This window comes from Olsenella uli DSM 7084 (genome assembly GCF_000143845.1).
In the GTDB taxonomy this organism is placed as follows: domain Bacteria; phylum Actinomycetota; class Coriobacteriia; order Coriobacteriales; family Atopobiaceae; genus Olsenella; species Olsenella uli.
Map to the genome: position 1 here is coordinate 1015362 of NC_014363.1, position 25468 is coordinate 1040829.

A 25468-nucleotide genomic window follows, 5' to 3' on the forward strand; every position below is an offset into this window, starting at 1 on the left:
CCATGGGAGATGCGACGGCCGCTGCCACGCCGGACCTCGACGCGCTTCTCAGGCGCTTTCTCTCGGACCTCTCCGTGACGCGCAACCTTTCCGAGAACACCATCAGGGCCTATGGGACGGACCTTGCGGCGTACGCGCGTTGGACGAGGCGCCAGGGGGTGGACCCCCTCGACGTGACGCATTCTCAGCTGAGGGCATACCTGGGCGAGCTTGTGCGGGCACGCTACTCGTCGAGGACGCTCAACCGCCGTCTCTCGGCCATCAGGACGCTCTATCGCTGGCTCGTGCGGGAGGGCTATACCAACAAGGACGCCGCAGCCGCAATAGCCAGCCCCAAGGTTGCGCGGACGCTTCCCAAGACGATGACGGACCCTGACGTCTGCCAGCTGCTTGGGGCCTGCGACGAGGACGGCGTCATCGGCCTGCGCGACCGCGCGCTCATAGAGCTGCTCTATGCCAGCGGGGCGCGCATATCGGAGATCTCCCGGCTGGACGTAGGGGACATAGACCGCGAGCGCCGCCAGGTGACGCTCCTCGGCAAGGGCGGCAAGGAGCGCATCGTTCCCCTCTACGACATGTGCATCGACGAGCTCGATGCCTATCTGCTCACCGCACGTCCCGCCCTCGTCGTGAGGGGTGAGGGGGCGTCCGAGGCGCTCTTCGTGTCCACGCGAGGCAGGCGTATGTCGGCGGCAGCCCTGAGGGAGGCGTTCGAGAGACGCGTGCGTCTCGCGGGCCTGGACGCGGACATCACGCCCCACGCCATGCGCCATACCTATGCCACGGAGTTGCTTTCAGGCGGCGCGGATCTCAGGAGCGTACAGGAGCTGCTCGGTCACTCGAGCCTCTCGACGACCCAGATATACACGCACCTCTCCGTTGACAGGCTCAAGGCAGCCGCTCGTCAGGCGCACCCGCGCGGAGAGTGAGGCGGCTTGTGGAGCGAAGGTGTTCTGCCCGCCCTGCTGGCATGTCTACCCCCCCCCTGATATACTCAGGAGCTGCTGTGCGCATGCATGGCTACAATTCGCACGCGTGACGACTCGTCGGCCACGGTGCCCGGGGCAACAGCCAAGTCCCGGGTGGCTCTGACGGGGTTGACATCACGCGGAGGACCAACCAACGGAGGTATACACATGGCTGTCAAGATCAACATCCGCACCCTGCTCGAGGCCGGCTGCCACTATGGCCACCAGACGCGCCGCTGGAACCCCAAGATGAGGCCTTACATCTTCGGCGAGCGCAATGGCATCTACATTCTGGACCTCAAGCAGACCGTCGTCGAGGCCGACAAGGCATACAGCTTCCTCAAGGAGACTGCCGCCAAGGGTGGCCGCGTGCTGTTCGTGGGCACCAAGAAGCAGGCCCAGGAGCCCATCTCCGCCCAGGCGACACGTGCCGGCATGCCCTACATCAACCAGCGCTGGCTCGGTGGCATGCTGACCAACTTCGTCACCATGCGTTCCCGCATCGACCGCATGGAGGAGCTCGAGACCATGGTCGAGGACGGGAGCATGGCCGCCCGCGGCAAGAAGGAGCAGGCCGTACTCACCAAGGAGCTCGAGAAGCTCCAGCGCAACCTCGGTGGCGTCCGTGACATGCACACGCTTCCCCAGGCCCTCTTCGTCATCGACACCAAACGCGAGGAGATTGCCGTCCGCGAGGCCAATCGCCTGCACATCCCCGTCATCGGCCTGCTTGACACCAACTCGGACCCCGACGTGATCGACTACGGCATCCCCGCGAACGACGACGCCATCCGCTCCGTCAACCTCATGTGCGAGCTTGTCGCCGACGCCGTCCTCGCTGGCTCCGGCAAGGAGCAGATCTCCGTCGAGGAGATGGAGGCTGGCGAGACCACCCCGGCCGTCGAGACCGAGGCCCCTGCGACCGAGTAGCCCGCGCGTCACCCGCACCCACTAGATTTCAACCCCAAGAAGGAGGGGCATCATGGCCCAGATTACCGCCGCGCTCGTCAAGCAGCTTCGCGAGATGACCGACTCCCCGATGATGGAGTGCAAGAGGGCCCTCGTCGAGGCGGACGGTGACATCGAGGCGGCCGTCGACGTCCTACGTAGGATGGGCATCGCCAAGGCCGTCAAGCGCGCTGGTCGTGACACCAACGAGGGCACCATCGCCGCCTACGTGTCCGAGGACGGCAAGTCAGGTGCGCTGCTCGAGCTCACCTGTGAGACCGACTTCGTCGGCACCAACCCCAAGTTCACCAGCTTCGCAGCCGACCTCGCCAAGGTCGTCGCCGAGAGCGACCCCGCCGACGTCGAGGCACTCAAGGCCTGCGCCTTTGGCGAGACCACCGTCGAGGCCGAGCTCACCGAGATGATCCACGTCATCGGCGAGAACATGAAGGTCGCCCGCTTCCAGCGCGTCACCGCCGAGCATGGTGCCCTCGCCAGCTACATTCACCTCGGTGGCAAGCTGGGTGACATCGTCGAGTTCTCCTTCGGCAAGGCCGAGACCGCCCGGAACGACGAGTTCAAGACCTTCGCGCATGACGTCGCGATGCAGGTCGCGGCCGTCGCCCCCGTCTCTGCCCGCCGCGAGGACGTCCCCGCAGACGTCATCGAGCACGAAAAGGGCATCTACATGGCCCAGGCCGCCGACTCCGGCAAGCCCGAGGCCATCCAGGAGAGGATCGCCCTGGGCAAGCTTGAGAAGTTCTATAAGGAGAACGTCCTCACCGAGCAGGAGTTCATCAAAGACTCCAGCGTGACCATCGCCGAGCTTGCCAAGAGGGTCGGCAAGGCTGCCGCGGACGAGGTCGCCGTGGTCGGCTTCACGCGCTTCGCCTTTGGCGACGAGAACTAGCATCCCTCGCCTTCTTGCCGTTGGGACCGGCCCGCAAGAAGCGGGCCGGTCCTTTCGTATGTCGGGGTTGTCAGCTCGCCTAATGGGCGGCGGCACATTCGATGCGTTTGATAGAATCGTCAAAGTCGGTCCGGTTGTGACCGGGCGCCATGGCAGAGACTGGAGGCTCCGTGTCAGGCTACAGATACAAGCGCGTGCTGCTCAAGCTTTCCGGCGAGGCCCTCATGGGCAACAGGGACTTCGGCATCGACCCGGACGTCCCCCAGCGCATCGCGCGGGAGTTGAAGCCCGCCTACGATGCAGGCCTCGAGGTTGCGGTCGTCGTGGGCGGTGGCAACATCTTCAGGGGCCTCTCGGGCGCTGCGGCGGGCATGGACCGTGCCCAAGGTGACAACATGGGCATGCTCGCCACGGTCATCAACTCGCTCGCCCTCCAGGACACCTTCGAGCACAGCGGCATGCAGTGTCGCGTCATGAGCGCCATCGAGATGCACCAGGTGTCCGAGACCTACATCCGCCGTCGTGCCATCCGGCACCTCGAGAAGGGACGGATCACGATCTTCGCGGCCGGCACGGGCAACCCCTACTTCACCACCGACACCGCAGCGGCCCTGAGGGCCTGCGAGATCGGCGCCGAGGTGCTCATGAAGGCGACCAAGGTCGATGGCATCTACGATGCGGACCCAGTCGCAAACCCTGAGGCCAAGCGCTTCGACACCATCAGCTACCGTGAGGTCCTGAACCGTGACCTCCAGGTCATGGATGCCACTGCCACGGCCCTCTGCCACGACAACCACATGCCTATCATGGTGTTCAGCCTCGACGGCGAGGGCATCTTCGACCGAGCCCTCAAGGGCGAGCCCGTCGGGACCACCGTCGTAGAAGACTAAAGGAGAAAGCTCATGAGCCAGTACAGCGATTCCGCCAGGAAGCACATGGACAAGTGCCTCAACGCCCTGAGGGGCAACTTCGCAAGGGTTCGTACCGGCCGCGCGAACGCGCACGTCCTCGACGACATCAGGGTCGACTACTACGGGCAGATGACCCCGATCACCCAGCTTGCAGGCGTCAAGGTGCCCGAGGCCTCGATGCTCGTCGTCGAGCCTTGGGACAAGAGTGCCCTCAAGTCCATCGAGAAGGCCATCGAGTCCTCCGACCTGGGCATCACTCCCAGCAACGACGGCGTCTCCATCCGCCTGCCCTTCCCCAAGCCCACGGAGGAGCGCCGCAAGGAGCTCGTCAAGGAGTGCCACAAGTATGCCGAAGAGGCGAAGGTGGCCATCCGCAACGCCCGTCGCGACGCCAACGGCAAGGCCGAGCGCAGCGAGGAGCTCTCCGAGGACGAGGTCGCGCGCGAGAAGAAGGGTATCCAGAAGGTTACCGACGACTACGTCGCCAAGGTCGACCAGATGCTCAAGGCCAAGACCGCCGAGGTCATGGAGATCTAAGTGGGGCGCGACGACCAGAAGCTCCGCGCATACTACGGCGCCGGACCCGCCGACATCTCCCTCGATGACATCGACCTCGGGGGCATCCCCCGCCATGTCTCGATCATCATGGATGGCAACGGGCGCTGGGCCAAGGCCCGTGGCCTCGACCGCTCCGAGGGCCATGTCGCCGGTGTCGACTCGCTGCGCGAGGCCGTGACCACGAGCGTCCGCCTCGGCGTTGACGTACTGTCGGTCTATGCGTTCTCGACCGAGAACTGGAAGCGCCCTCGCCGTGAGGTCAACCTGCTCATGCACCTGTTCGCGACCACGCTGATGCAGGAGCTCCCGCTCTTCTTCCAGGAGGACGTGCGCCTGCGCTTCCTGGGCGACCTCGAGGCGCTTCCCCGGGAGACGCGCGACGTCTTCCAGCGCGGACTCGACGAGACGGCAGGGCACACGGGCATGACCTTTGCGCTCGCCGTCAACTACGGCTCGCGTGCGGAGCTGGTCCGTGCCACCTGCCAGATCGCCCGCGAGGTCCAGGCGGGCTCTTTGGCCGTGGAGGACATAGACGAGGAGTGCGTCTCATCTCGGCTGTACTCGTCCGGCCTGCCCGACCCGGACCTCCTCATCAGGACCTCCGGGGAGCTCAGGCTCTCCAACTACCTCCTGTGGCAGCTCGCCTACACCGAGTTCTACGTGACGGACACCTACTGGCCTGACTTCTCCCGCTGGGACTACCTGCGTGCCATACGCTCCTACCAGCGCCGCGACCGGCGCTTTGGGGGTGTCCGGCAGCCGTGAGCGAGAGGGGTGGCGCCAAGGCGCCGGAAAGCGAGAGGAGCCAGGGCATCGACCTTGGCATAGAGCGCCTTGAGAGCCACCGAGACTCCAAGGCAGACGACCGTCTCAACGGTAGGCTCAAAGGGCAGCGCGCACGCGGGTGGACCGAGAAGCTCGTGGCACGCACCACCTCCGGTGCCGTCTACGCCATCACCATACTGGCCTGCCTCTTTGCGGGAAGCATTCCCACGGCGGCCATCGTCACGGCCATGGCCTGGCTCTGCTGCTCGGAGTTCTTCCACATCGCCCGCATCGGGGGCCGTATGCCCAACGAGGTCATGGGGCTGACGGCGGCCATCGCCTTCCCGCTGGTGCCCCTGCTGCACGTGGACAGCGCCCTCCTTGTCGTCTCCTTCCTCCTTTTGGTGTCCTGCGCGTGCTGGTACGTCGCCACACCGCGCGCGAACGTGTCCGACGTGGCGATCACGGTATTCGGGCCCGTCTACACGGCGCTCCTGTTCTCCTGCGTCGTGATGTTGCGCTGCAGCGACCCCGGCTTCGAGGGCGGCGTGCTCACCTTTGGCGTCATGGGCTCGGTCTGGGTCAACGACGCCGCGGCCTACTTCGTGGGCTCACGCTTCGGCAGACACAGGCTCGCCCCCAAGATCTCCCCGAACAAGAGCATGGAGGGTCTCTGGGGCGGGCTTGTCGGCTGCGTCGTCATCTGGCTCGCCATAGCCGCTCTCCACGTCAGGGGAATCGGCTTCCCGCTGGCCATCCTCTGCGGCGTGCTGGTGGGGGCTTTCTCCGTCGTCGGCGACCTCTTCGAGTCGCGCCTCAAGCGTGGCGTCGGCGTCAAGGACTCGGGCAGCATCATGCCCGGGCATGGCGGCCTGCTCGACCGCTCCGACTCCATGCTCTTTGGCTGCACGGTCGCCTACGTCCTACTTCATCTTGGAGGGATTCTTTGATCGACCCTACCATCAGCGCGTCCCCCGCGTCGGTCGGCCCCGCGCCTGAGGGCCGTCGCCTTCGCGTCGCCATCCTGGGTGCCTCGGGTTCCGTGGGCACCCAGACGCTCGACGTCTGTCGTCGCCATGCGGACAAGGTACGTGTCACGGCGCTCTCCGTCCTGGGTTCGACGGAGCGCCTCGTCTCGGCGGCGCGCGAGTTCGGGGTATCAGCCGTCGCCGTCGTCGACGAGACGCATGGCAAAGACCCCATCCTGCAGGAGCTCCCCGCAGGCTGCGAGCTGGGTGTGGGCACGGACGCCGCGCTCGAACTCGTCACGCGCGATGACGTCGACTGCGTCGTGTGCGCCGTAGTCGGTGCCGCCGGCATCAGGGGAGGCTATGCCGCGCTCAAGGCCGGCAAGCGCCTGGGCTACGCCAACAAGGAGTCCATCGTCGTCGCGGGCGACCTCCTCATGCCCCTGGTCAAGCCTGGCGCGCTCGTTCCGATCGACTCAGAGCACAGCGCCATCTTCCAGTGCCTGCGGGCGGAGCGCCCGTCCGAGCTCGAGCGCATCTGGCTCACCTGCTCGGGCGGCCCGTTCTTCGGCATGAACCGCGAGGAGCTCTCCCACGTCACGGCCACCGACGCGCTGCGACATCCCACCTGGAGGATGGGGGCCAAGATCACCATCGACTCCGCGACCCTCATGAACAAGGGTCTCGAGGTCCTCGAGGCACGCCGCATCTTCGATGCGCCGCTTGAGCGGATCAGCGTCCTCGTCCATCGCCAAAGCAGGGTCCACTCGATGGTCGAGTTCTCCGACGGTTCGGTGAAGGCCCAGCTGGGGCCTGCCGACATGCGCATTCCCATCCAGTACGCCCTCAGCTACCCCGAACGCTGGGAGACACCCTGCGCACGCGTCGACTACGCCGCCCTGGGGGAGCTCACGTTCGAGCCTGTGGACGAGGGCGCCTTCGGCTGCCTGCGCCTCGCCCGCGAGGCGGGCCTCGCCGGAGGAACCATCCCCTGTGTCCTCAACGCCGCAAACGAGGTCGCCAACCATGCCTTCCGTAAGGGAAGCTGCGGCTTCCTCGACATAGAGCGCGTGGTGGAGCGCACGGTCGACGCCTTCACGCGCGCGGACGTCCAGAGCCTCGAACAGCTTGCCGAGGTGGACGCCCGTGCCAGGGACCATGCGCGCAACGAGCTGAGGGGACTTCTCTGATGGCCGCGCTTGCGGGCTTTGTCGCCCCGCTGTTCTGGGGAGTCGTCGTCCTGTCCCTGCTCGTGTTCGTCCACGAGGCGGGGCACTTCCTGAGCGCCCGACTCTGCGGCATGCGCGTCACCGAGTTCTACCTGGGCATGCCCTGCCGTGCCAGGCTGTCCTTCCGTTCCAGGCGCTACGGCACGGAAGTGGGTGTGACGCCCATCCTCCTGGGTGGCTACACGCGGATCTGTGGCATGGAGGGCGAGGACGACGACCTTCTCGCCACCTGCCTCGCCTCGGTGCAGAGGCAGGGGCGCGTGGCCGCCACCGATGTCGCCGTCGAGCTGGGCATCGACGAGGAGCGTGCCTACGCGCTTCTCGCGACGCTTTGCGACTGGGCCTCCATCAGGCCCCTCTATGATCCGAGACGCGGCGAGCACCCCGGCCAGAAGACCTATCCCGCCCGCTTCGAGACGCTCGCGCGTGACGCGGACATGCTTACCGAGTACGACCGGGGGCACGACTTCGCCCGGGCTGGCTCGACCACTGCGGGTCAGGCACGGCCTGTCGTGGGCGCGCCGGAGGAGCTCTTGAAGACGGAGCGGTCACGTACCTATCGTGGCAAGGGCTTCCTCGCGCGCGCCTTCGTGCTGGTTGCGGGTCCGCTCGTGAACATAGCCCTGGCCTTCGCCATCGTCGTGGGATCGCTCTGCCTGGCCGGCATCAGCATAGCAGTCAACACCAACGTCATCGGCCACGTGGAGGAGGGCTCCTGTGCCGCGGCAGCAGGACTCGTGGACGGGGACAGCATCACGGCTGTCGACGATGTCGCCACAAGCGACTGGAACGGACTCTGTGACGCGCTTGGCACCGCGCTTTCGGCCAGGAGGGACTTCACGGTCACCTATACGCATGGGGGGACAAGCCAGACGGTGACGGTCGACATGCCCGAAGGCGAGCAGATGACGCGCTTTGGCATAGAGGCCCAGCGATCGGTGGTGCGCCTGAATGTCATCCAGGCGTCCGCCTACGCCCTAGACTATGCGGGCCAGGTGGGCACGTTCGCCCTGCGTCTCATCATGCCCCAGCACACGGTGGAGACGCTACAGGGGACCTCGTCGGTCGTGGGCGTCTCGGCCATGGCCGCCACCGCGGCGTCCGAGGGTCCACGCGAGCTCCTGCTCTTCATCGCCATGGTCTCGATGTCGTTGGGATTCATGAACCTGCTTCCCATACCACCCCTCGACGGTGGAAAGGTCCTCATCGAGGTCATCCAGCTCATGGTCCGAAGGCCCATCCCCACCAGGGTGCAGAACGGCATCAGCTACCTGGGGCTGGCCTTCTTCCTGCTCGTGTTCTGCTTCGCGCTCAAAAACGACCTCAGCACCCTGTTCTTCTGATGGGAGTACGGATGGGAGAAAGCGAAGGAAGGATTCGCCGACAGCTCACGCACCAGGTGCATGTCGGCTGCGTTGCGGTGGGCGGCGGTGCGCCCGTATCGGTCCAGTCGATGTGCACGACCAAGACCGACGACGCCCCCGCGACCCTCGCACAGATTCGCGCGCTCGCGGACGCGGGCTGCGAGATCATCCGCGTCGCGGTTCCCGACGCGCGCTGCCTCGACGGGTTTCAGGCGATCTGCGAGCAGAGCCCGCTGCCCGTCGTCGCCGACATTCACTTCGACCACCGCCTTGCCATAGCGGCAGCCCGTCGGGGAGCGGCTGCCCTGCGCATCAACCCCGGCAACATCGGTTCCCTCGAGCGCGTCGACGCCGTGATCGACGAGGCGGGGGAGAGGGACATCCCCATCCGCATCGGCGTCAACGCCGGATCCCTCGACCGTCGCTTCGACGACCGCGATGACCTCACCCTACCCGAGAAGCTCGTGGCCTCCGCCTCTGGCTACGTCGAGCACTTCGAGGGGCGCGGCTTCACGGATGTCGTGCTCTCGGCCAAGGCGCACTCCGTTCCCACGACGCTCGCGACCTACCGCACGCTCTCGCGCGAACTCCCACAGATACCGTTGCACGTGGGCGTGACCGAGGCCGGGACGCTCAGGCAGGGGACGGTAAAGAACAGTGTTGGCGTGGGCATCCTCCTGGAGCAGGGCATCGGCGACACCATGCGGCTCTCCCTCACGGCCGATCCCGTGGAGGAGGTCCACGTCGCCTGGGAGCTCCTGAGCGCCCTGGGCATGCGACGCCTCCACCCCGAGCTGGTGAGCTGCCCCACCTGCGGGCGCTGCCAGGTGAGGCTCATCGACATGGCCGAGGAGGTCTCGTCGCGCCTGGCGTCCGTCAAGGCGCCCATCTCCGTTGCGGTCATGGGCTGCGTCGTGAACGGCCCTGGCGAGGCGCGCGACGCCGACCTGGGGGTGGCCTGCGGGAGGGGCCAGGGCGTGCTCTTCGAGAACGGCAGGAAGATTCGCAGCGTCCCCGAGGAGCGCATCGTCGACGAGCTGTTTGGGGAGATCGCGGCGCGTCACGGCGACGGACGGGAGGGTACGTCCGTCTCGGACGGCTAGGTCACCAACGCCGCAATGCCCCACCCAGACGCGCCCGCTGCAGCGCGGGTCCAAGAACCCATGGAAGGAAGCACGTTGAGAAGCTACGAGAAGATGTCCAGGCTCTACGCACCCACCCTCAAGGAGGACCCCACCGACGCCGAGCTGGCAAGCCACCGGCTGTTGCTGCGGGCGGGCATGATCCGCAAGGGGGCGGCCGGCCTCTACAGCTACCTGCCCCTGGCCTGGCGCTCCATCCGGAAGATCGAGGCCATCATCCGCGACGAGATGGAGACCATCGGCGCCCAGGAGATGCAGGTCCCCATCCTGACCGACGCGGACCTCTGGCACCAGAGCGGTCGCTGGGAGGTCTACGGACCCGAGCTCATGCGCATAGACGACCGCCATGGCCACTCGTACGCCCTAGGCCCCACGCACGAGGAGTCCTTCACTGACCTGGTCCACAACGAGCTCAAGAGCTACAAGCAGCTGCCTGTGACGCTCTACCAGGTCCAGGACAAGTTCCGTGACGAGAGGCGCCCACGCTTCGGCCTCATGCGCGGCCGCGAGTTCATCATGAAGGACGCCTATTCCTTCTCGGCCACCCAGGAGTCCCTGCGGCAGTGCTATGAGGAGGAGAAGGCCGCCTACGCCCGGATCGCCGAGCGCTGCGGCCTGAGGGCCCTGCCCGTCGTCGCGGACTCGGGCCAGATTGGCGGCGACAGCTCCGTCGAGTTCATGGCCCTGGCGGATGCCGGCGAGGCCGAGCTGGTCTACTGTGACGGCTGCGGATTTGCCGCCGATGCCGAGGCCGCGACGGCCAAGGTCATTCTGCCTGAGGGGGAGGAAGGCCCGCTCGCGCGCGTCCGCACGCCTGGCGTCAGCACCATCACCGACCTGGCGACGCTGCTGGGGGTCCCTGAGAGCGCCACACGCAAGGCCCTGGCGCTCGTCGATGGCGACGGAGCGCCCGTGGTGTGCCTCGTCCCCGGAGACCACGAGATGAACGACTGTAAGGCCGAACATGCCTTCGGCGCCTACCATCTGATGAGCGACGAGGAGATTGCCCACTTTGGCCTCGTGAGGGGCTTCATGGGGCCCATCGGCCTGCCCGAGGGCATACGCGTCTGTGCCGACATCTCGCTCCGGGAGTCCCCGTGGTGGATCGTGGGTGCCAACGAGGCCGACTACCACTTCGTTCGCGCCAAGCTTGGTCGCGACTTCGAGATCGGCTCCTGGGTCGACGTCATCGGCGCCCGCGAGGGAGACGTGTGCCCCAGTTGTGGCGCCGCCCTCAAGGGGGCGCGCGGCATCGAGATCTCCCAGGTATTCCAGCTGGGCACCAAGTACTCGGAGGCCATGGGGGCCACCTTCACGGACGAGGACGGGCGCGAGAAGCCCTTCCTCATGGGCTGCTACGGCATCGGCGTCTCGCGCACGCTGGCGGCCGTCGTCGAGCAGCACCACGATGAGCATGGCATCTCCTGGCCCGTCTCCGTCGCCCCGTACGAGGTGGAGGTCATTCCCCTGGACGTCCGCGACGACCTGGTCTGGCCCGTCGCCGAGCGCCTGGCCACGGGGCTCGTGGACGCAGGGGTGGAGGTCGTGGTGGACGACCGCAAGGAGCGCCCTGGCGTCAAGTTCAACGACGCGGACCTCATGGGCTTCCCGTTCCAGGTCGTCTGCGGCAAGAAGGCCATCAGGGACGGTAACGTCGAGCTCAAGCTACGGGCCACGGGCGAGCGTCTCGAACTCCCCATCGCCGAGGCCGTGCGCGCCGTGGCCGAAAGGGTGCTCGCGCAGCGCAGGTAAGTACGTGTTCGGACACGGTTGCGAGATGCATGATGTGGGACGGCCTCTCGCAAAACGGGCCTGGTATGGGGCAGGGCCCAGAGTTCTTCTCTAAGGAAGAAGGCCGGAGACCTAAGGTCTCCGGCCTTATGACGTTTTGGTGGGCCCAGCAGGATTCGAACCTGCAACCCAGGGATTATGAGTCCCCTGCGCTAACCGTTGCGCCATAGGCCCGTACGAAAAAGGCGGCGACCGAAGCCGCCGCCGCAGGTACCGTGGTGGAGAATAGGGGGTTCGAACCCCTGACCTCGTGACTGCCAGTCACGCGCTCTCCCAACTGAGCTAATTCCCCGTGCGTTGCCGCGAGGGATATGATGCCAAAACGACGGCAGGCGGTCAAGTGGGAATCCGAGGCAAAGCGAAATCGGCTTATCGAGATGCGGAAAAGGGCGGCAACCTGGATTGCCATCGGGAGAGGGGGAGGACAATCTCCTCCCAAGGCGCTACACTCAGGCACGTACGAATTTGAGCCATACGTGCCTTCGGGCCAATGACCTCACATTTGTCTCAAAGCTCTGGGAAAAGGAGTCCGTCCGTGAACGCTCAAGCCAGGAATGTGAAGATGGCGTGCATAGCCACGCTCGTCTTTGGTGTCATTGCACTCGCCGTGTCCATCCTCTTCATCACGCAGTTTCCCACCAATGTGAGGTCCTACGTCAGCACGGTCGACTCCGTCGCCATGATCTACCTTGGTTTCCAGGGAGCACGCATGATCAACGTTCCCTCGAACGCCGCCAAGATCATGCAGAGCAGCTCTGTCATCGTGCTGCTCTCCTTCGTCTGCGGGGCCTTCCTCATGATCTCTCCAGACAAGATCATCTTGCAGCTGATCATCGGTGGCCTCGGCCTGGTCCTGCCCCTCCTCGTCTTCGTCCTCTCTCGCAAGATGGTCGTCGCCCAGAACAAGGCGTAGTGACCTCGGGGAAGTTCGGGGAGGTATGGGCCCCGCGTGCCGCGCGGGCATTTTGCGGGCATCTGGGATTCGAACCTAGACAAGCGATGGCCATCTGATAAGATGCTTTCTCGCAAGGGCGATTGGCTCAGGGGTAGAGCACTTCCTTCACACGGAAGGGGTCGCTGGTTCGAATCCAGCATCGCCCACCATAAATTTGCAGGCGGGAAGGGGCGCATCCTCTTCCCGCCTTTTTTGCCTCATGCGCCGACGCTACTCCAGCATCGTGATGTAGTAGAGCGCAGGGACCTCCACGTCAGCGGTGCCTGATTCGGAGGCGGCACTCTGATATGCCTCGTCGCGTCGTGCGGTATAGCTGCGGTAGCGGTCCTCGAAGTCGGGGACGGGGGCCATGGCGTAGGCGTGCTCCTGGGCCGACCCGTCGCGCATGATCGCGGTGATGCGCAGTGTCGACTGGGAGAGCATGTTGGCGAACTCCATGACGCTGGCCACCTCGAGGTCATCCCAGCCCTTGTCGGCCTCCTCACCGCCCATCATCTTGTCCAGCTCGTCGCTCACGGCCGCGATCTCTTCGGTTTCAGGGAAGATGGCCTGCACCTTGCGCGTCATCACCCTGGGCTCCTGGTCGTTTCCCTGCTCGTCGTAGCTCACGGAGAAGCTCGTATTGCGCTCGTAGGGAACGCGCTCGCCCTCCTTGACGTCCTGGTTGCTCTCCTGGACGAAGTACAGCTGCCTGTCGTCTTCCAGACCGGCCTCAGCATATCCCCCCTCAAGCGCGAAGGCGAGGGAGGCGATGTTCGCTCCCGTGCAGCCGAGGTCGAGATCGCAGCTTACCATCCATCTGTCATCGTCGCCTCCGCTGATGGAGCCGGCGCCCCCGAAGCGGGAGAGCACCCGTGTGGTCCCATCGTCCTGGGGCGTCCCCTCTGCGTAGGCCCTGAGGGCGAAGCCGTCCTTCGCGGCATCGGCCACGTCCCCCTCGTGGCGGATGACGGAGCCTGCCATGAACACTGCGCCGGCCCCGGCGGCGACGGCCGCGAGTCGCAGAAAGCCCCCTCGCGTGAGCAGGGCCGTACCCGCAGGCCCATGGGCGCGAGATCTCGAGGCACCCTTGCTCGGTACCCTCTTGGGCTGGTCTTCGCCCCTCCTGCATGCCGACCTGAGCTCTCTTGATGCCTCGAGCACCTTCGCGCGCGTCTTTTCGGGGAGCGTGAGCGCACGCCCGAGCCTCACCAGCTCCTGCACCCGGTCGCTTCCGCACGGGTCCGCATCCTCATTCCAGGGACTCTCACTCATATTGGTAGCCATTTTCGTATCCCTCCCGTTCAAGCATCCTGCGCACGCGCTGTCTCGCCCGATGCAGCTTTGTCCGCACCGTAGGGGGCTTCAGACCGACGATGCGGGCTATCTCCTCCGTGCTGCATTCCTCGATGTAGAAGAGGACGAGGACCGCCCTCTGGTCAGCGGGGAGCTTTCGGATTTCCCGCCAGAGCGGGTTGCCCTCGATCCGGTGTACGACGGCCTCGGCGGGGTCGTCTGTGGCGACCTTCCCCTGCGCTCCCGCGAACGTCTGACGGTCAAGTTCGCGCTCGTCACCCACGGTGCTGACCCTGCCCCTCCAAAATCCCCGGTAGACCTCGTGGCATCGGTTGATGGTCACCCTGAGCAGCCAGGCCTTGAGGTGCTCGTCGCTGGTGAAGTCCGTATTGGCGGTAAGCAGCTTGACGAAGACGTCCTGGGCGACGTCCTGGGCATCCTGCTCGGAGTGCATCTGGCTGAGGGCTACCAGATAGACGGACCCTCCGAAGCGGTCCATGGCGTGGCCTAGGAACTCCTCTGAGCGCAGCGTCGGCTGCGGGGCCCCATCCCCCGATCCGTCCCTCTCGGCGCTGTGATCCCCTGCGGACGCCGACGTAGTGTGCTGACCCTGCTTCATGCTTCGCCAACCTCCCGTCCTCTCATCCTCTGCCTATAACATGCAGCGGGGCTCGACTTGTTCCCGTCTTTTTGCAAGGGACAGGTCGAATGATGGCCGCCGTGCCTTCGCCCTAAGTCTTCTCAAAGAGTCACGCTTCTCGCGCAGACCGCTTCTTGCTTGCATACCCCGTGGTGCTGCCGCTTGTCGCACTGTCCAGGTCCTTTGGAGGCTTGGACTGGGCTACCTGGTATGCCCTGTCATGCGCGGCAGGGGGGACCTGTGCAGCCATAACGCCAGCGCTCCTGCTTTCCGAGAAGAGGCGCGTTTCCGCCGTCGCGTTCCTTGCTTTGGCCGTTTTCTTTGGCGCGCTGGCCGTGAATGCCTAGCGCCCTGCCGCGAGTAGGCGAGTAGGCGGGGCAGGTAGGCTGGCAAGCATGTGACCCATTCCCATTGCCATGCTACCCTTGGCGCAGGCGGCCGGCAGGTCGCCAGCATTTTTCACGCGTTCGTTTCACGGTAGGGAAGGGGACAGCATGGTAGGCTCAAGGACCGCGATCGCAAGCTCAGAGAACCCCGTGGGGCTCTTCGACATGCATATCGCCCACGTGGGCATCAATGCCGAGACCGAGGAGGAAGCCGAGAGGGTCGTGGGCCAGTTCCAGACGCTGATGGGGCTCAGCCGCAACGTCGTGGCACCCATCTCGCTCTTTGCGGGGAGCCTTGTGGAGGTCATGCGTCCGGGCTCGGGCCGGGGCACCAAGGGCCACATCGGCTTTCACGTCAACGACATCGATGCAGCGGAGAGGTGGTTTGCCGCACGTGGCTTCGAGGTCAACGAGGATGCACGAGCCCTCAACCCGGACGGCTCGACCTACCTCGTCTACTTCAGGGACGAGATCGCCGGCTTCGCCATCCACCTCACCATAGCCGAATAACGCCTCTACAACCCGCGCCACGCCAGCACCTGCTCGCTTCGTACCCGGCGTGGTGCTTCTCTAGAGCCACGCGTCCTGCCGTGTCGCCTCGCCGCGCGCTCCCGTATACTGGACGGAGTCAAGAAGGGGCGCCCTGAAGAGGAGAGGCGTTTGATCGCACTCGCAGACAAGATAGCCAAGTCCTTCGGCGGCCGGGTCCTGTACTCGGCCGCTACGCTGCAGCTCAATGCCGGCGAGCGCTGGGGGCTCGTCGGCCCCAACGGCGCGGGCAAGACCACCCTGCTCAAGATCCTCATGGGGCTGGAGTCCGCCGACGAGGGCACGGTGAGCTTCGCGCGCGACACCTCGGTGGGCTACCTTGAGCAGGAGACGAGGCTCGCGGGCACGAAGAGCGCGCTCGACGAGGTGATAGACTCCGCCCACGAGATACGGCAGCTCGAGGGCCGCATCAAGGAGATGGAGCAGCGGATCTCCCGGATGCCAGAAGGAGACGAGCAGTACGCCCTGCTCGAGCGCTATGGTGTGGCCCAGGACCGCTTCGAGCGCCTGGGCGGCTACGAGCTGCCCGCCCGCGCCAAGCAGATCCTGGGTGGGCTGGGCTTTCCCCTCGAGGACTTCGACAAGCCCGCAAGGGAGTTCTCCGGTGGCTGGCAGATGCGCATCGCCCTTTCCAAGCTGCTGCTGCGCCATCCCGACCTGCTCCTGCTCGACGAGCCCACCAACCACTTGGACCTCGAGAGCGTCAAGTGGCTGGAGGGCTTCCTCTCGGGCTATGACGGGGCCGTCCTCCTCGTCAGCCATGACCGCGCGTTCATGGACGCCTGCGTGAGCCATGTGGCCGCGCTCGAGAACAAGCGCCTCGTGACCTACACGGGCAACTACTCGAGCTACCTGCACCAGCGTGAGGACAACCTGGAGCAGCTGCGGGCCAAGCGCGCCGCACAGGAGCGCGACATCCAGCACATGGAGGTCTTCATCGAGCGCTTCCGCTACAAGCCGACCAAGGCGCGCCAGGTACAGGAGCGCATCAAGAAGCTCGAGAAGGTCAAAGGGGAGCTCGTCGTCCTGCCCGAGTCCTCCAAGAAGGTGCACTTCAGCTTCCCTGACCCCCCACGCACTGGCGACATGGTCGTGAGCCTCGAGGGCGTTGCCAAACGCTACGGGGACAACGACGTCTATGACGGGGTGAGCCTCTCGCTCTATCGTGGCGATCACGTGGCGCTGGTCGGCCCCAACGGCGCGGGCAAGACCACGCTCATGAAGCTCATCAGCGGTCACGAGGCGCCCAGCGCCGGCAGCGTCTCGCTGGGACAGAACGTGACCATCTCGTACTACGCGCAGCACCAGCTCGAGACCCTGAATGAGGCCAACACCGTCCTAGGCGAGATGGACAGGGTCGCACCGGGCTGGACCACCTCCGACGAGCGCAGGCTCCTAGGGGCCTTCCTCTTCCACGGAGACGACGTGGAGAAGAGAGTCGGCGTGCTCTCGGGTGGCGAGCGGGCGCGCCTCGCCCTCGCGAAGATGTTGGTGGCGCCCGACCCGCTGCTGTGTCTGGACGAGCCTACCAACCACCTGGACATCGACTCGGTGGACGTCCTGGAGAGCGCCCTTGTTGACTTCCCCGGCACCATCGTGCTCATCAGCCACGACGAGCATCTGGTCCGCTCCGTCGCCAACAAGGTCGTCGACGTGCGGGACCACAGGGTCAGCGTCTATGACGGAGACTACGGGTACTACCAGTTCAAGCGTGCGGAGCTCGAAGGGGAGCCATCGCCTGCGACGAAGTCGGCGCCAAAGCGCATCTCGGACGACACCTCGCTGACCGCCAAGGGCGCGGTCGCAGCCCCAGAAGACGCCAAGGGCGCGGGGCGCAACGTCAAGACGAGGGAGCAGCGCCGCGCCGAGGCCGAAGCCCGCAATGCCGCCAACAGGGCCGTGCGCGAGGAGAGGCGCCGCCTCAGGCAGGTAGAGTCAGCCCTCGAGCCCGCGCAGACGCGTTACCAGGAACTCATGGAGCTCATGGCCTCCGAGGAACTCTATGCGGACGCAGCACGCTTCGATCAGTGCATGGGGGAGTACAACGCGCTCTCCAAGAAGATCGCGTCCCTCGAGGAGGAGTGGGTCGAGCTCACGGAGAGGATCGAGGGCGGTGTCGATGCCTAGCCAGACCAGGCCGCAGCCCGAGCGCCACCAGACGCAGCTGTCGTATGTGCAGCCAGGTCGCCCGGAGCAGACCGAGCTCCTCAGGCGGCCGTACCCACGCGGGCATCACCGCATCGAGGCCGTTCCCAGCCCCCAGCAGCAGCCTTATGCGGCATCGTCTGCGGTCCGCCGTGGCGCCCATGGCCCCGGGATGACGAGCGCAGGGGGAATGGGACGCGTGCTCCTATCGGCCGTACTCCGGCTCGCGTCCTGGGTGGCCCGCGTCGGCGCCTGGGGCTTCGCGGCCCTCACCGTCGCCTGCGCGGTGCTGGCCGGACCGATGCGGGTATACCTGCTTCAGGCAACCTCGCTCGTCGGCATGTGGATGCCCACCGCGCTCTCGGGCGTCCTGGTGTTCGAGACGCCATTCGGCGGCGCCCTGCGCGGGGACTTCGTCATCGCGTCGGTCGTCCTGTTCATCATCGATTGGGCGTGCCTGCGCAAGGCCCGCTCGTTGTGCAGACGCTAGGAGCATCCGTGACAGGAAACCGCATCCTCATGGCCGCCGTGTCGGTCATCATCGTAATCTTCTCGGCCATCCTGCATGAGGTGGCACACGGATACGCCGCCCTCAGGTTGGGGGACCCCACCGCCCAACGTGCCGGCCGCCTCACGCTCGACCCCCGCGCGCACCTGGACCCCTTCGGTTCGGTGGCGCTGCCGCTCATCATGGCGATGGCGGGCGGTCCCATGTTCGCGTTCGCGAAGCCCGTGCCCTACAATCCCAACAACCTCAAAAATCCCCGCCGTGACGAGGTGCTGGTGGCCCTTGCCGGCCCCTTCTGCAACCTCTTGCAGGCGATCGTGGGGGCCGCCCTGTTCCGGGTGCTCTACGTCTCGTGGGACGGCGGGGCGGACGCGGCGTACTGGACGCTCACCATCCTGACGACCTACGTCTACGTGAACCTCACGCTCATGTTCTTCAACCTGATCCCGCTCCCGCCACTCGACGGGTCCTCCATCATCTCACCCCTCCTCGCGGGCGCCGCGCGCCAGAGGTACTACGAGGTGCAGCGCTATGCCATGCCCATCCTGCTCGTCCTGCTGTACGTGCTTCCGGGCGTCCTGGGCTTCGACCCGCTCGGGCTCTACCTCGATGCCACGGCTGGCGGGCTCTACGGCGCGCTCCTGGGGGTCTAGGTGTCGTACAGCGTCAGGACACAGGCCTACTCGGGACCGTTCGACCTGCTCCTGCAGTTGGTGAGCCGCCAGAAGGTGGCCATCGGCTCCATCTCCATATCCGAGGTTGCCGACCAGTACCTGGGGGAGGTCGAAGCCATGGGCGAGCTCGACCTCGAGGTCGCCTCGGACTTTGTCCTGGTGGCATCGACCCTGCTCGACATCAAGGCGTCCTCGCTGGTGCCAGACCACGTCGTCCGCCAGCCTGCGGATGGGGACGAGGAGGACGAGCTCTCGGAGCTGTCGCCCGAGGAGGCCCGCGAGGTGCTCATCGCGCGCCTGATAGCCTACAAGCAGTTCAGGAATGCCGCCGCAGCCCTGGGAAGCCGCATGGAGGCCGAGGGCCGCATGGAGCCGCGTACGGTAGGCGCCGACCCCGAGTTCCTGGATCTCATGCCCGACTACCTCGAGGGCATCTCGCTGCGCTCGCTTGCGGTCATCTGCGCGGATCTGGACAGCCGCCACCAGAGCTTCTTGCTCGAGGCGGAGCACGTCGCGCCCAAGCGTGTGCCCATAGCCTTGACCGTCGCCACCGTCGACCGTCTGACCAGGGCGCATCCCCTTATCTCGTTCACGGACCTCCTGGGAGGGGACGAGAGGCGCGAGACCGTGGTCTCGACCTTCCTCGCCGTTCTCGAGCTCGCCAAGCGCGGTGCGGTCACGCTCGGCCAGGCGGAGACCTTCGGCGAGATCGACGTGGCCCGTGTCGAGGGTGCGCCCGCCTTCGAGCTCGACGAGTCGGCGCTCACCAGCATCGAGGAGGATCTCTGATGACCGACCTGCAACGTCTGGACCCAGCCTCGCTCAAGGGCGTCCTGGAGTCACTGCTCTTGGTGTCGTCTGATGCCGTCTCCGCATCCGAGTTCGCTCGCATCTTGGACGTGGGTCCCGGCGAGGTCTCCTCGGCACTGGCGGACCTCGCCGCCGAGTACGCTGATGCCGATCGCGGCTTCCAGCTACGCGAGGTCGCGGGAGGCTGGAGGCTCTACACCCATCCCGCACACCATGAGACGGTGGAGCGCTACGTGCTCTCTTGGGACACCCGCAAGCTCTCCCAAGCCGCTCTCGAGACGCTTGCGGTCATCGCCTACCACCAGCCCGTCACGCGAGAGGGTGTCAAGGCCATCCGTGGCGTCAGCTCAGATGGCGTCATCTCGTCCCTGCGCGACAAGGGCCTCGTCCGCGAGACGGGCCATGAGGCAAACCGAGGACAGGCGACGCTCTGGGGCACCACTGCGCGCTTCCTGGAGCGGTTTGGACTGCGGTCGCTACGCGAGCTCCCCCCTCTGGAGGACTTCGCGCCTGACGAGGAGTCGAAGCGCTTCATCCGAGAGCGTCTCTCGGGACGTGCCATCTCGTCCACCCTCGAGGAGGCCTCGGCCGACATCGACGACGAGCGCGCCCTCTTGGGGGACGACTACGACGGCGACGCAGGTGACGAGTCGGCGGATGTCGTCGCAAAAGACGCGGAAGGGGCGGCTGGCGATGAGTGAGTCTCGCGGGAACGTCCGGCTCACCATGCGCCTGCAGCGCTTCCTGGCGCGCGCGGGCGTGGCGAGCCGCCGTGGCTCGGAGAACCTCATGAGCGCCGGTCGCGTGCGCGTGAACGGAAGGGTGGTGAGCGAACTGGGCAGCAAGGTCACACCAGGCATCGACGTGGTGACGGTCGACGGCGTGGAGTGCCGTCTGTCGGACGAGCATGCCTACCTCATGCTCAACAAGCCCGCAGGCTACCTCACCACCATGAGCGACCCCCAGGGCAGGCCCTGCGTCGCCGAGCTCGTGCCCACGGCGCGCTACCCGGGACTCTTTCCCGTGGGGAGGCTTGATGCCGACACCACGGGGCTTCTGCTCTTCTCCACCGATGGGGAGGTGGCAAACGCCCTTTTGCACCCCTCGCGTCACGTGTGGAAGCGCTATGTCGCCCTCGTGAGGGGCACGCCCACCACGCGTCAGCTTGCCATGCTACGCGCGGGTGTCCCCCTAGACGACGGAGTGGCCCGACCCGCAGACGCACATCTCCTTGGCGCAGACGACCCCCTGTCTGCATCCGTTGTCACGGGCGGCGCGGACCCGGGCTGCGCGGTCGTGAGCATCCGCATCCACGAAGGCAAGAAGCATCAGGTCAAACGTATGCTCAAGGCCGTCGGCCATGAGGTCGTGCATCTGCATCGCAGCGAGTTTGGGCCGCTCGTGCTGACCGCCGAGCTCAAGGCTGGCCGTTGGCGCCCCCTCACGGGCGACGAGCGCGCGGCGCTCGAGCAGGCCGCCGCAGGAAGGGAGGGCTGATGGGCATCACCCGGCAGCGAATCCTCGTCATGCGCCATCCCGAGACCGTCGCGAACGTGCGCCACTTCCTGAGCGGCCGCGTGGACGTGGACCTGACGCCGAGGGGGGAGCGGCAGATGTGGCGCGCCATCGACGCGCTCGTGGCCTGGACGCCCACGCGCATCTGGTCGTCCCCCCTCAAGCGCTGCCAGGCCATCGCGCGCGAGGCGGCCGACAGGCTGGACGTCCCCGTCGAGGTCCGCGAGGACCTTGCGGAGATAGAGTTCGGATCCGTCCAAGGCATGACCGCACCCGAGTACGAGGCGCTGGGCTACCGCTTCCCCTGGGAGTTGGGCGCAGACGGGCGCTCCGTCTGCGCACCCGGCGCGGAGAGCTTCGAGGCGCTCTACGAGCGTGCCCGCAGGCTCCTTTGCGAGCTGCGCCCACTCACGGGCAGGACCGCCTGCGTCTGCCACGGCGGCTTCACCCGCGCCATACTGGGGGCCATCTTCGACACGCCGCTCGACACCTTCTGGAACGTCGAGATCCCCAACGTGAGCTCTCAGCTCATCAGCTGCGACGGGCGCGGCTTCACGTTGGATGCCCTGGCACTTGCGCCCGAGGAGGTCGCCCTGCGCGCAAGGAGCCCCGAGCTGTTGACCCATGACGCATCAAGAGACCTTTCCGGGAGTGATGATCAGTGAGAGTCGCAATCGACGGGCCTGCGGGCTCCGGCAAGTCGACCGTCGCGCGCGCCGTGGCCAAGCGCTGCGGCCTGACCTACCTTGACACGGGGGCGATGTACCGCTCCGTCACCTACCTCTGCCTCTCACGGGGCGTCGACGTGTCGGACGCAGAGGCCGTCTCCGCCATCGCACGCACGGTCCGAATCGACTTCGCCGAGGGGCAGGGCACGCAGCGCGTCATCGCTGACGGGAAGGACGTCACGACCCAGATCCGCACGCCCGAGGTCGACAAGAGCGTCTCCCGCGTGTCGGCCGTCCCCGCCGTGCGCGAGGCCATGGTCGCCCGCCAGCGTGAGCTCGGCCTTGCGGGAGACGTCGTGGCCGAGGGTCGCGACATCGGCACCGTCGTGTTCCCCGACGCCGAGGTCAAGGTCTTCCTGACCGCAGACCCCGCAGCGCGCGCCCACCGGCGTGCCGTCCAGCGCGAAGGCGGCAATGCGGCGACCAGTGACGACGCCAATGCGGACGCCGCGACCGAGCGCGAGATCCTAAGGGACCTCGTCCGTCGCGACAGGCTCGACTCCACGCGCAGCGAGTCGCCGCTCAGACCGGCCGATGACGCCCACCACATCGACAGCTCGTCCAAGTCCGTCGACCAGGTGGTCGACGAGGTCGTGGCGCTCATGGCCACAGCGATACCCGTGCATCCCGCCGCGCCAGCAGGAGAGGGGGACACGACCGCAGGGGCCACCCAGACGACGGGACGCCTGCGGGCGTTTCGCAAGAACAGCTACGACGACTACTACGACCACGCCCTACGAGACTTCCCGCTGCCCGGGCGCGTGCTTCTCGGCGTCGCCATAGTGCTGGTAGGCGCCATCACCAAGCTGCTGTGGCCCTGGAAGATAGAGGACGCGGAGAAACTCTGGGAGGACGTGCAGGGACGTGTCATCGTGATGAACCACGTCTCCATGCTCGACCCCGTCATAATAGCGGTGTCACTGTGGTTCCATGGCGTGGGACTGCGCATCGTCTACAAGAGCGAGTTCGACAAACTGGGCATCGTCACCTGGTTCTTCTCGCGCGCGGGCGGCATCCCCGTGGTGCGCGGGACCGCCGACCTCAAGGCCGTACGCCGTGCCGAGCGGGCGCTCAGGAGAGGTGAGTGCGTGCTCATCTACCCCGAGGGCACGCGCGTCAAGAGCGATGACGAGCCCGTCGAGATCCACGGGGGATTCGCACTGATGGCACAGCTCGCCAAGGCCCCGGTCCAACCCGTCGCCATCGTGGGCGCGCGCGACATCACGCCTGCAGGCAAGCACCTCAAGCGCCTGGGGCGCGTATGGTGCAAGGCGGGCGACTGCATCGGATTCGACGAGGTTGAGGCCAAGGGGCGCAAGGCCAGGGCCGTCGCGATGGAGAAGCTGGCCATGGAGAGGGTGTATGCGCTGCGCGACGAGCTCAGGCGCGAGCACCCGGGAAAGATGTAGGGGGCCGCATGCGCATCGTTGTCGCCGACGAGGCCGGGGCCTGCTACGGGGTGAACCGGGCCCTCGACATGGTCCGTGACGCCACGCGCACGGCCAGGGGCCCCATCCACACGCTGGGCCCCCTCATCCACAACCCCACAGTCGTCGCCGAGCTCGAGCGCGAGGGCGTCGGCGTGGTCGAGGAGGCGGACGACGAGCCGGGTGGCACGCTGCTGCTCAGGACCCATGGCGTCACCCCCGACGAGGAAGCGGCGGCCCGCAGGAGCCACGACAGCGTGCTGGACGCAACCTGCCCCTTCGTCGTACGCGCCCATAACGCCGCAGAGCGGCTTGTGGCCGAGGGCTATCAGGTCATCGTCTTCGGCGAGGCCGGGCATCCCGAGGTCGAGGGCACTCTGGGGCACGCGCCTGGTGCCGTCACGGTCGAGTCCGCCGCCGACGTCGAGGGGCTTGCGCTCAACCGCAAGGTGGGCGTCGTGGTGCAGACCACACAGTCCCGTGCCCAGCTGAGAGAGGTCGTCGCAGCACTCGTCGGCAGGACGGAGGAGCTCAGGGTCTTCGACACCATCTGCGAGGCCACATCCAGCCGCCAGGCGGCGGCGGCACGCCTCGCGTCATCGGTCGACGTCATGATCGTCATCGGCGGACGCATCTCGGCCAACACCACGCGCCTGGCGGAGATATGCGCGACGCGCTGCAAGGGCACCCATCACATCGAGGGCGCGGACGAGCTCGAGGCATCCTGGTTCAAAGGGGCAAAGACCTGCGGCGTCACGGCCGGCGCGTCCACCCCCCAGACGCAGATCGACGAGGTGGTCTCCGCCATCGGAAAGGTCGCAGGATAGCGTGGGGGCTGCGTGTGCCAGGCGCTGGACAAGGTGATGGCCGTGCGAGGCGGTGCCGCAGTGGATGCGCAGACCTCGCCCACCAACCTCCTTGCGCCCATCGCGGCGTAGGCCACATGATAGACTCGATGGGGAACCCAGAGTCAGGAGCATCATGTCCAAACCCATCGTGGCGGTCGTCGGCCGCCCCAATGTAGGAAAGTCAACGCTGGTAAACCGTCTGGCGGTCAATCGAGACGCCATCGTCCATGAGTCGCGTGGCGTGACCCGCGACCGCAGCTACCACGCCTGCGACTGGAACGGCCGCGAGTTCGTCCTCATCGACACCGGTGGCATCGAGTCCGCCAGGAGCAAGGATGTCTTCGCCCCGCGCATCCGCGAGCAGGCCCTGGTCGCCTGCGACGAGGCAGACGCCATCATCTTCGTCGTAGATGGCTCGGTGGGCGTCACGGACGAGGACGAGGAGGTCGCCCGTGTCGTGCGGCGCACAAGGAAGCCCGTCTTCCTCTGCGTCAACAAGATGGACGACCCCAGCACGGAGCTTGACGCGTGGAACTTCTACTCCCTGGGCGTCGGTGAGCCGCGTGCCCTGTCGGCCGGCCATGGCTACGGCACCGGGGACCTCCTGGATGACGTCGTCGCCTCCCTGCCCGAGATCCGCGAGGAGCCCGCCGTGGACGACGGGACTCTGAACGTTGCCATCATCGGCCGACCCAACGTGGGGAAGTCCTCGCTCACCAATCGCCTTGCAAGGAGGGAGCGCTCCATCGTCGCCGACGTCGCCGGCACCACGCGCGACGCGGTGGACATCACCATCGCGTGGAAGGGCCAACGCTTCTGCCTGGTGGACACCGCTGGGATGCGCAAGCGCAACCAAGTCCACGAGGACGTGGAGTACTACAGCCTCGTCCGAGGCCTTGAGGCCATGGACAGGGCGGACGTCTGCCTGCTGGTCGTGGACTCCACCGTTGGCGTGACGGAGCAGGACCAAAAGCTAGCGGGTATGGCCATCGACCGCGGCTGTGCGGTGGTCATCGTCCTCAACAAGTGGGACCTCATCACAGGCGACCGGCAACGGGACGAGGTCATGTCCTCGCTTGACGCCCGCATGACCTTTGCCACCTGGGCACCCGCCGTCAACGTCTCGGCGCTCACGGGCCGTGCCGTCGACAGCGTCCTCGCCGCTGCGGCAAAGGCGGCCGCCAATCACAGCTCGCAGGTAAAGACCCCGCAGCTCAACAACCTCGTCACCCAGATCAGGGAGTCTGGGCACACCGTCACGCAGAAGAACCGTCGCCTCAAGATCCACTATGCCGCGCAGACGGGATCGCGCCCGCCCGTCTACACCTTCTTCTGCAACGCACCGGACCTTGTCGATGACGGCTACGAGCGCTTCCTCGAGCACCGCCTGCGCGATGCCTTCGACCTTGAGGGCACGCCCATCCGTCTCAAGTTCAGAAGGAAGGACGGCTAGC

25 protein-coding genes and 3 tRNA genes are annotated in these 25468 nt (G+C 66.3%); 24 read left to right on the forward strand and 4 right to left on the reverse strand.

What is annotated here, in order from left to right; translation table 11 throughout:
• The first annotated feature begins 2 nt into the window (after positions 1-2).
• The 11 genes from xerA to OLSU_RS04510 all read left to right on the forward strand — a co-directional run bounded on the left by xerA (position 3) and on the right by OLSU_RS04510 (position 11515).
• Positions 3-929, forward strand: a complete 927-nt coding sequence (gene xerA, locus OLSU_RS04460; RefSeq protein WP_013251757.1) for a site-specific tyrosine recombinase/integron integrase — start codon at positions 3-5, stop codon at positions 927-929.
• Between the two features lie 207 nt (positions 930-1136).
• Positions 1137-1898, forward strand: coding sequence for a 30S ribosomal protein S2 (gene rpsB, locus OLSU_RS04465; protein ID WP_013251758.1), 762 nt, complete (start codon positions 1137-1139; stop codon positions 1896-1898).
• Between the two features lie 52 nt (positions 1899-1950).
• On the forward strand, positions 1951-2826 hold the full coding sequence (gene tsf, locus OLSU_RS04470) for a translation elongation factor Ts (protein ID WP_013251759.1): 876 nt from the start codon (positions 1951-1953) through the stop codon (positions 2824-2826).
• A gap of 170 nt (positions 2827-2996) precedes the next feature.
• Complete coding sequence (gene pyrH, locus OLSU_RS04475) at positions 2997-3716, forward strand: UMP kinase (protein WP_013251760.1); 720 nt, start codon at positions 2997-2999, stop codon at positions 3714-3716.
• Between the two features lie 12 nt (positions 3717-3728).
• Positions 3729-4274: a ribosome recycling factor gene (gene frr / locus OLSU_RS04480; protein WP_013251761.1), complete on the forward strand. Its 546-nt coding sequence runs from the start codon at positions 3729-3731 to the stop codon at positions 4272-4274.
• Complete coding sequence (locus OLSU_RS04485; RefSeq protein ID WP_013251762.1) at positions 4275-5060, forward strand: isoprenyl transferase; 786 nt, start codon at positions 4275-4277, stop codon at positions 5058-5060.
• A complete protein-coding gene (locus tag OLSU_RS04490) occupies positions 5057-6010 on the forward strand; it encodes a phosphatidate cytidylyltransferase (protein ID WP_013251763.1) in 954 nt (317 codons plus the stop codon). The genes OLSU_RS04485 and OLSU_RS04490 overlap by 4 nt, the downstream gene beginning before the upstream one ends.
• Positions 6007-7218, forward strand: coding sequence for a 1-deoxy-D-xylulose-5-phosphate reductoisomerase (dxr, locus tag OLSU_RS04495; RefSeq protein WP_013251764.1), 1212 nt, complete (start codon positions 6007-6009; stop codon positions 7216-7218). Before OLSU_RS04490 ends, dxr begins: the two co-directional genes overlap by 4 nt.
• Complete coding sequence (locus OLSU_RS04500) at positions 7218-8600, forward strand: site-2 protease family protein (RefSeq protein ID WP_013251765.1); 1383 nt, start codon at positions 7218-7220, stop codon at positions 8598-8600. The genes dxr and OLSU_RS04500 overlap by 1 nt, the downstream gene beginning before the upstream one ends.
• A gap of 11 nt (positions 8601-8611) precedes the next feature.
• The gene (ispG, locus tag OLSU_RS04505) at positions 8612-9724 is read left to right on the forward strand and encodes a flavodoxin-dependent (E)-4-hydroxy-3-methylbut-2-enyl-diphosphate synthase (protein WP_013251766.1); all 1113 of its coding nucleotides are present in this window, start codon (positions 8612-8614) and stop codon (positions 9722-9724) included.
• 75 nt (positions 9725-9799) lie between these two features.
• Positions 9800-11515, forward strand: coding sequence for a proline--tRNA ligase (locus tag OLSU_RS04510; protein ID WP_013251767.1), 1716 nt, complete (start codon positions 9800-9802; stop codon positions 11513-11515).
• 137 nt (positions 11516-11652) lie between these two features.
• Here OLSU_RS04510 and OLSU_RS04515 read toward each other — a convergent pair.
• A tRNA-Ile gene (locus OLSU_RS04515) sits at positions 11653-11728 on the reverse strand.
• A 42-nt stretch (positions 11729-11770) separates the two neighbouring features.
• A tRNA-Ala gene (locus OLSU_RS04520) sits at positions 11771-11846 on the reverse strand.
• A gap of 243 nt (positions 11847-12089) precedes the next feature.
• Here OLSU_RS04520 and OLSU_RS04525 point away from each other — a divergent pair.
• Both OLSU_RS04525 and OLSU_RS04530 read left to right on the forward strand, forming a co-directional pair.
• The gene (locus OLSU_RS04525) at positions 12090-12467 is read left to right on the forward strand and encodes a hypothetical protein (RefSeq protein WP_013251768.1); all 378 of its coding nucleotides are present in this window, start codon (positions 12090-12092) and stop codon (positions 12465-12467) included.
• Between the two features lie 116 nt (positions 12468-12583).
• A tRNA-Val gene (locus OLSU_RS04530) sits at positions 12584-12658 on the forward strand.
• A gap of 61 nt (positions 12659-12719) precedes the next feature.
• On the opposite strand, the gene OLSU_RS04535 is transcribed toward OLSU_RS04530, so the two are convergent.
• Positions 12720-13775, reverse strand: a complete 1056-nt coding sequence (locus tag OLSU_RS04535) for a hypothetical protein (RefSeq protein WP_013251769.1) — start codon at positions 13773-13775, stop codon at positions 12720-12722.
• On the reverse strand, positions 13756-14403 hold the full coding sequence (locus OLSU_RS04540) for an RNA polymerase sigma factor (RefSeq protein WP_013251770.1): 648 nt from the start codon (positions 14401-14403) through the stop codon (positions 13756-13758). The genes OLSU_RS04535 and OLSU_RS04540 overlap by 20 nt, the downstream gene beginning before the upstream one ends.
• A gap of 515 nt (positions 14404-14918) precedes the next feature.
• On the opposite strand from OLSU_RS04540, the gene OLSU_RS04545 reads away from it, so the two are divergent.
• The 11 genes from OLSU_RS04545 (at position 14919) to der (ending at position 25467) form a co-directional block, all read left to right on the forward strand.
• On the forward strand, positions 14919-15320 hold the full coding sequence (locus OLSU_RS04545) for a VOC family protein (RefSeq protein ID WP_013251771.1): 402 nt from the start codon (positions 14919-14921) through the stop codon (positions 15318-15320).
• 150 nt (positions 15321-15470) lie between these two features.
• Complete coding sequence (locus OLSU_RS04550) at positions 15471-17486, forward strand: ABC-F family ATP-binding cassette domain-containing protein (RefSeq protein ID WP_013251772.1); 2016 nt, start codon at positions 15471-15473, stop codon at positions 17484-17486.
• The gene (locus tag OLSU_RS04555) at positions 17479-17994 is read left to right on the forward strand and encodes a hypothetical protein (RefSeq protein ID WP_013251773.1); all 516 of its coding nucleotides are present in this window, start codon (positions 17479-17481) and stop codon (positions 17992-17994) included. Before OLSU_RS04550 ends, OLSU_RS04555 begins: the two co-directional genes overlap by 8 nt.
• Positions 17995-18002: 8 nt before the next feature.
• A complete protein-coding gene (locus tag OLSU_RS04560) occupies positions 18003-18665 on the forward strand; it encodes a site-2 protease family protein (RefSeq protein ID WP_013251774.1) in 663 nt (220 codons plus the stop codon).
• The gene (locus OLSU_RS04565) at positions 18666-19475 is read left to right on the forward strand and encodes a segregation and condensation protein A (protein WP_013251775.1); all 810 of its coding nucleotides are present in this window, start codon (positions 18666-18668) and stop codon (positions 19473-19475) included.
• The gene (scpB, locus tag OLSU_RS04570; RefSeq protein ID WP_013251776.1) at positions 19475-20197 is read left to right on the forward strand and encodes an SMC-Scp complex subunit ScpB; all 723 of its coding nucleotides are present in this window, start codon (positions 19475-19477) and stop codon (positions 20195-20197) included. Before OLSU_RS04565 ends, scpB begins: the two co-directional genes overlap by 1 nt.
• Complete coding sequence (locus tag OLSU_RS04575) at positions 20190-20993, forward strand: pseudouridine synthase (protein ID WP_013251777.1); 804 nt, start codon at positions 20190-20192, stop codon at positions 20991-20993. The genes scpB and OLSU_RS04575 overlap by 8 nt, the downstream gene beginning before the upstream one ends.
• Positions 20993-21676, forward strand: coding sequence for a histidine phosphatase family protein (locus OLSU_RS04580; protein WP_013251778.1), 684 nt, complete (start codon positions 20993-20995; stop codon positions 21674-21676). Before OLSU_RS04575 ends, OLSU_RS04580 begins: the two co-directional genes overlap by 1 nt.
• Positions 21673-23148, forward strand: coding sequence for a (d)CMP kinase (cmk, locus tag OLSU_RS04585; protein WP_013251779.1), 1476 nt, complete (start codon positions 21673-21675; stop codon positions 23146-23148). Before OLSU_RS04580 ends, cmk begins: the two co-directional genes overlap by 4 nt.
• A gap of 8 nt (positions 23149-23156) precedes the next feature.
• Positions 23157-23993, forward strand: a complete 837-nt coding sequence (gene ispH / locus OLSU_RS04590; RefSeq protein WP_013251780.1) for a 4-hydroxy-3-methylbut-2-enyl diphosphate reductase — start codon at positions 23157-23159, stop codon at positions 23991-23993.
• A gap of 154 nt (positions 23994-24147) precedes the next feature.
• Positions 24148-25467, forward strand: a complete 1320-nt coding sequence (gene der / locus OLSU_RS04595; protein ID WP_013251781.1) for a ribosome biogenesis GTPase Der — start codon at positions 24148-24150, stop codon at positions 25465-25467.
• The last annotated feature ends 1 nt before the right edge of the window (position 25468 follow it).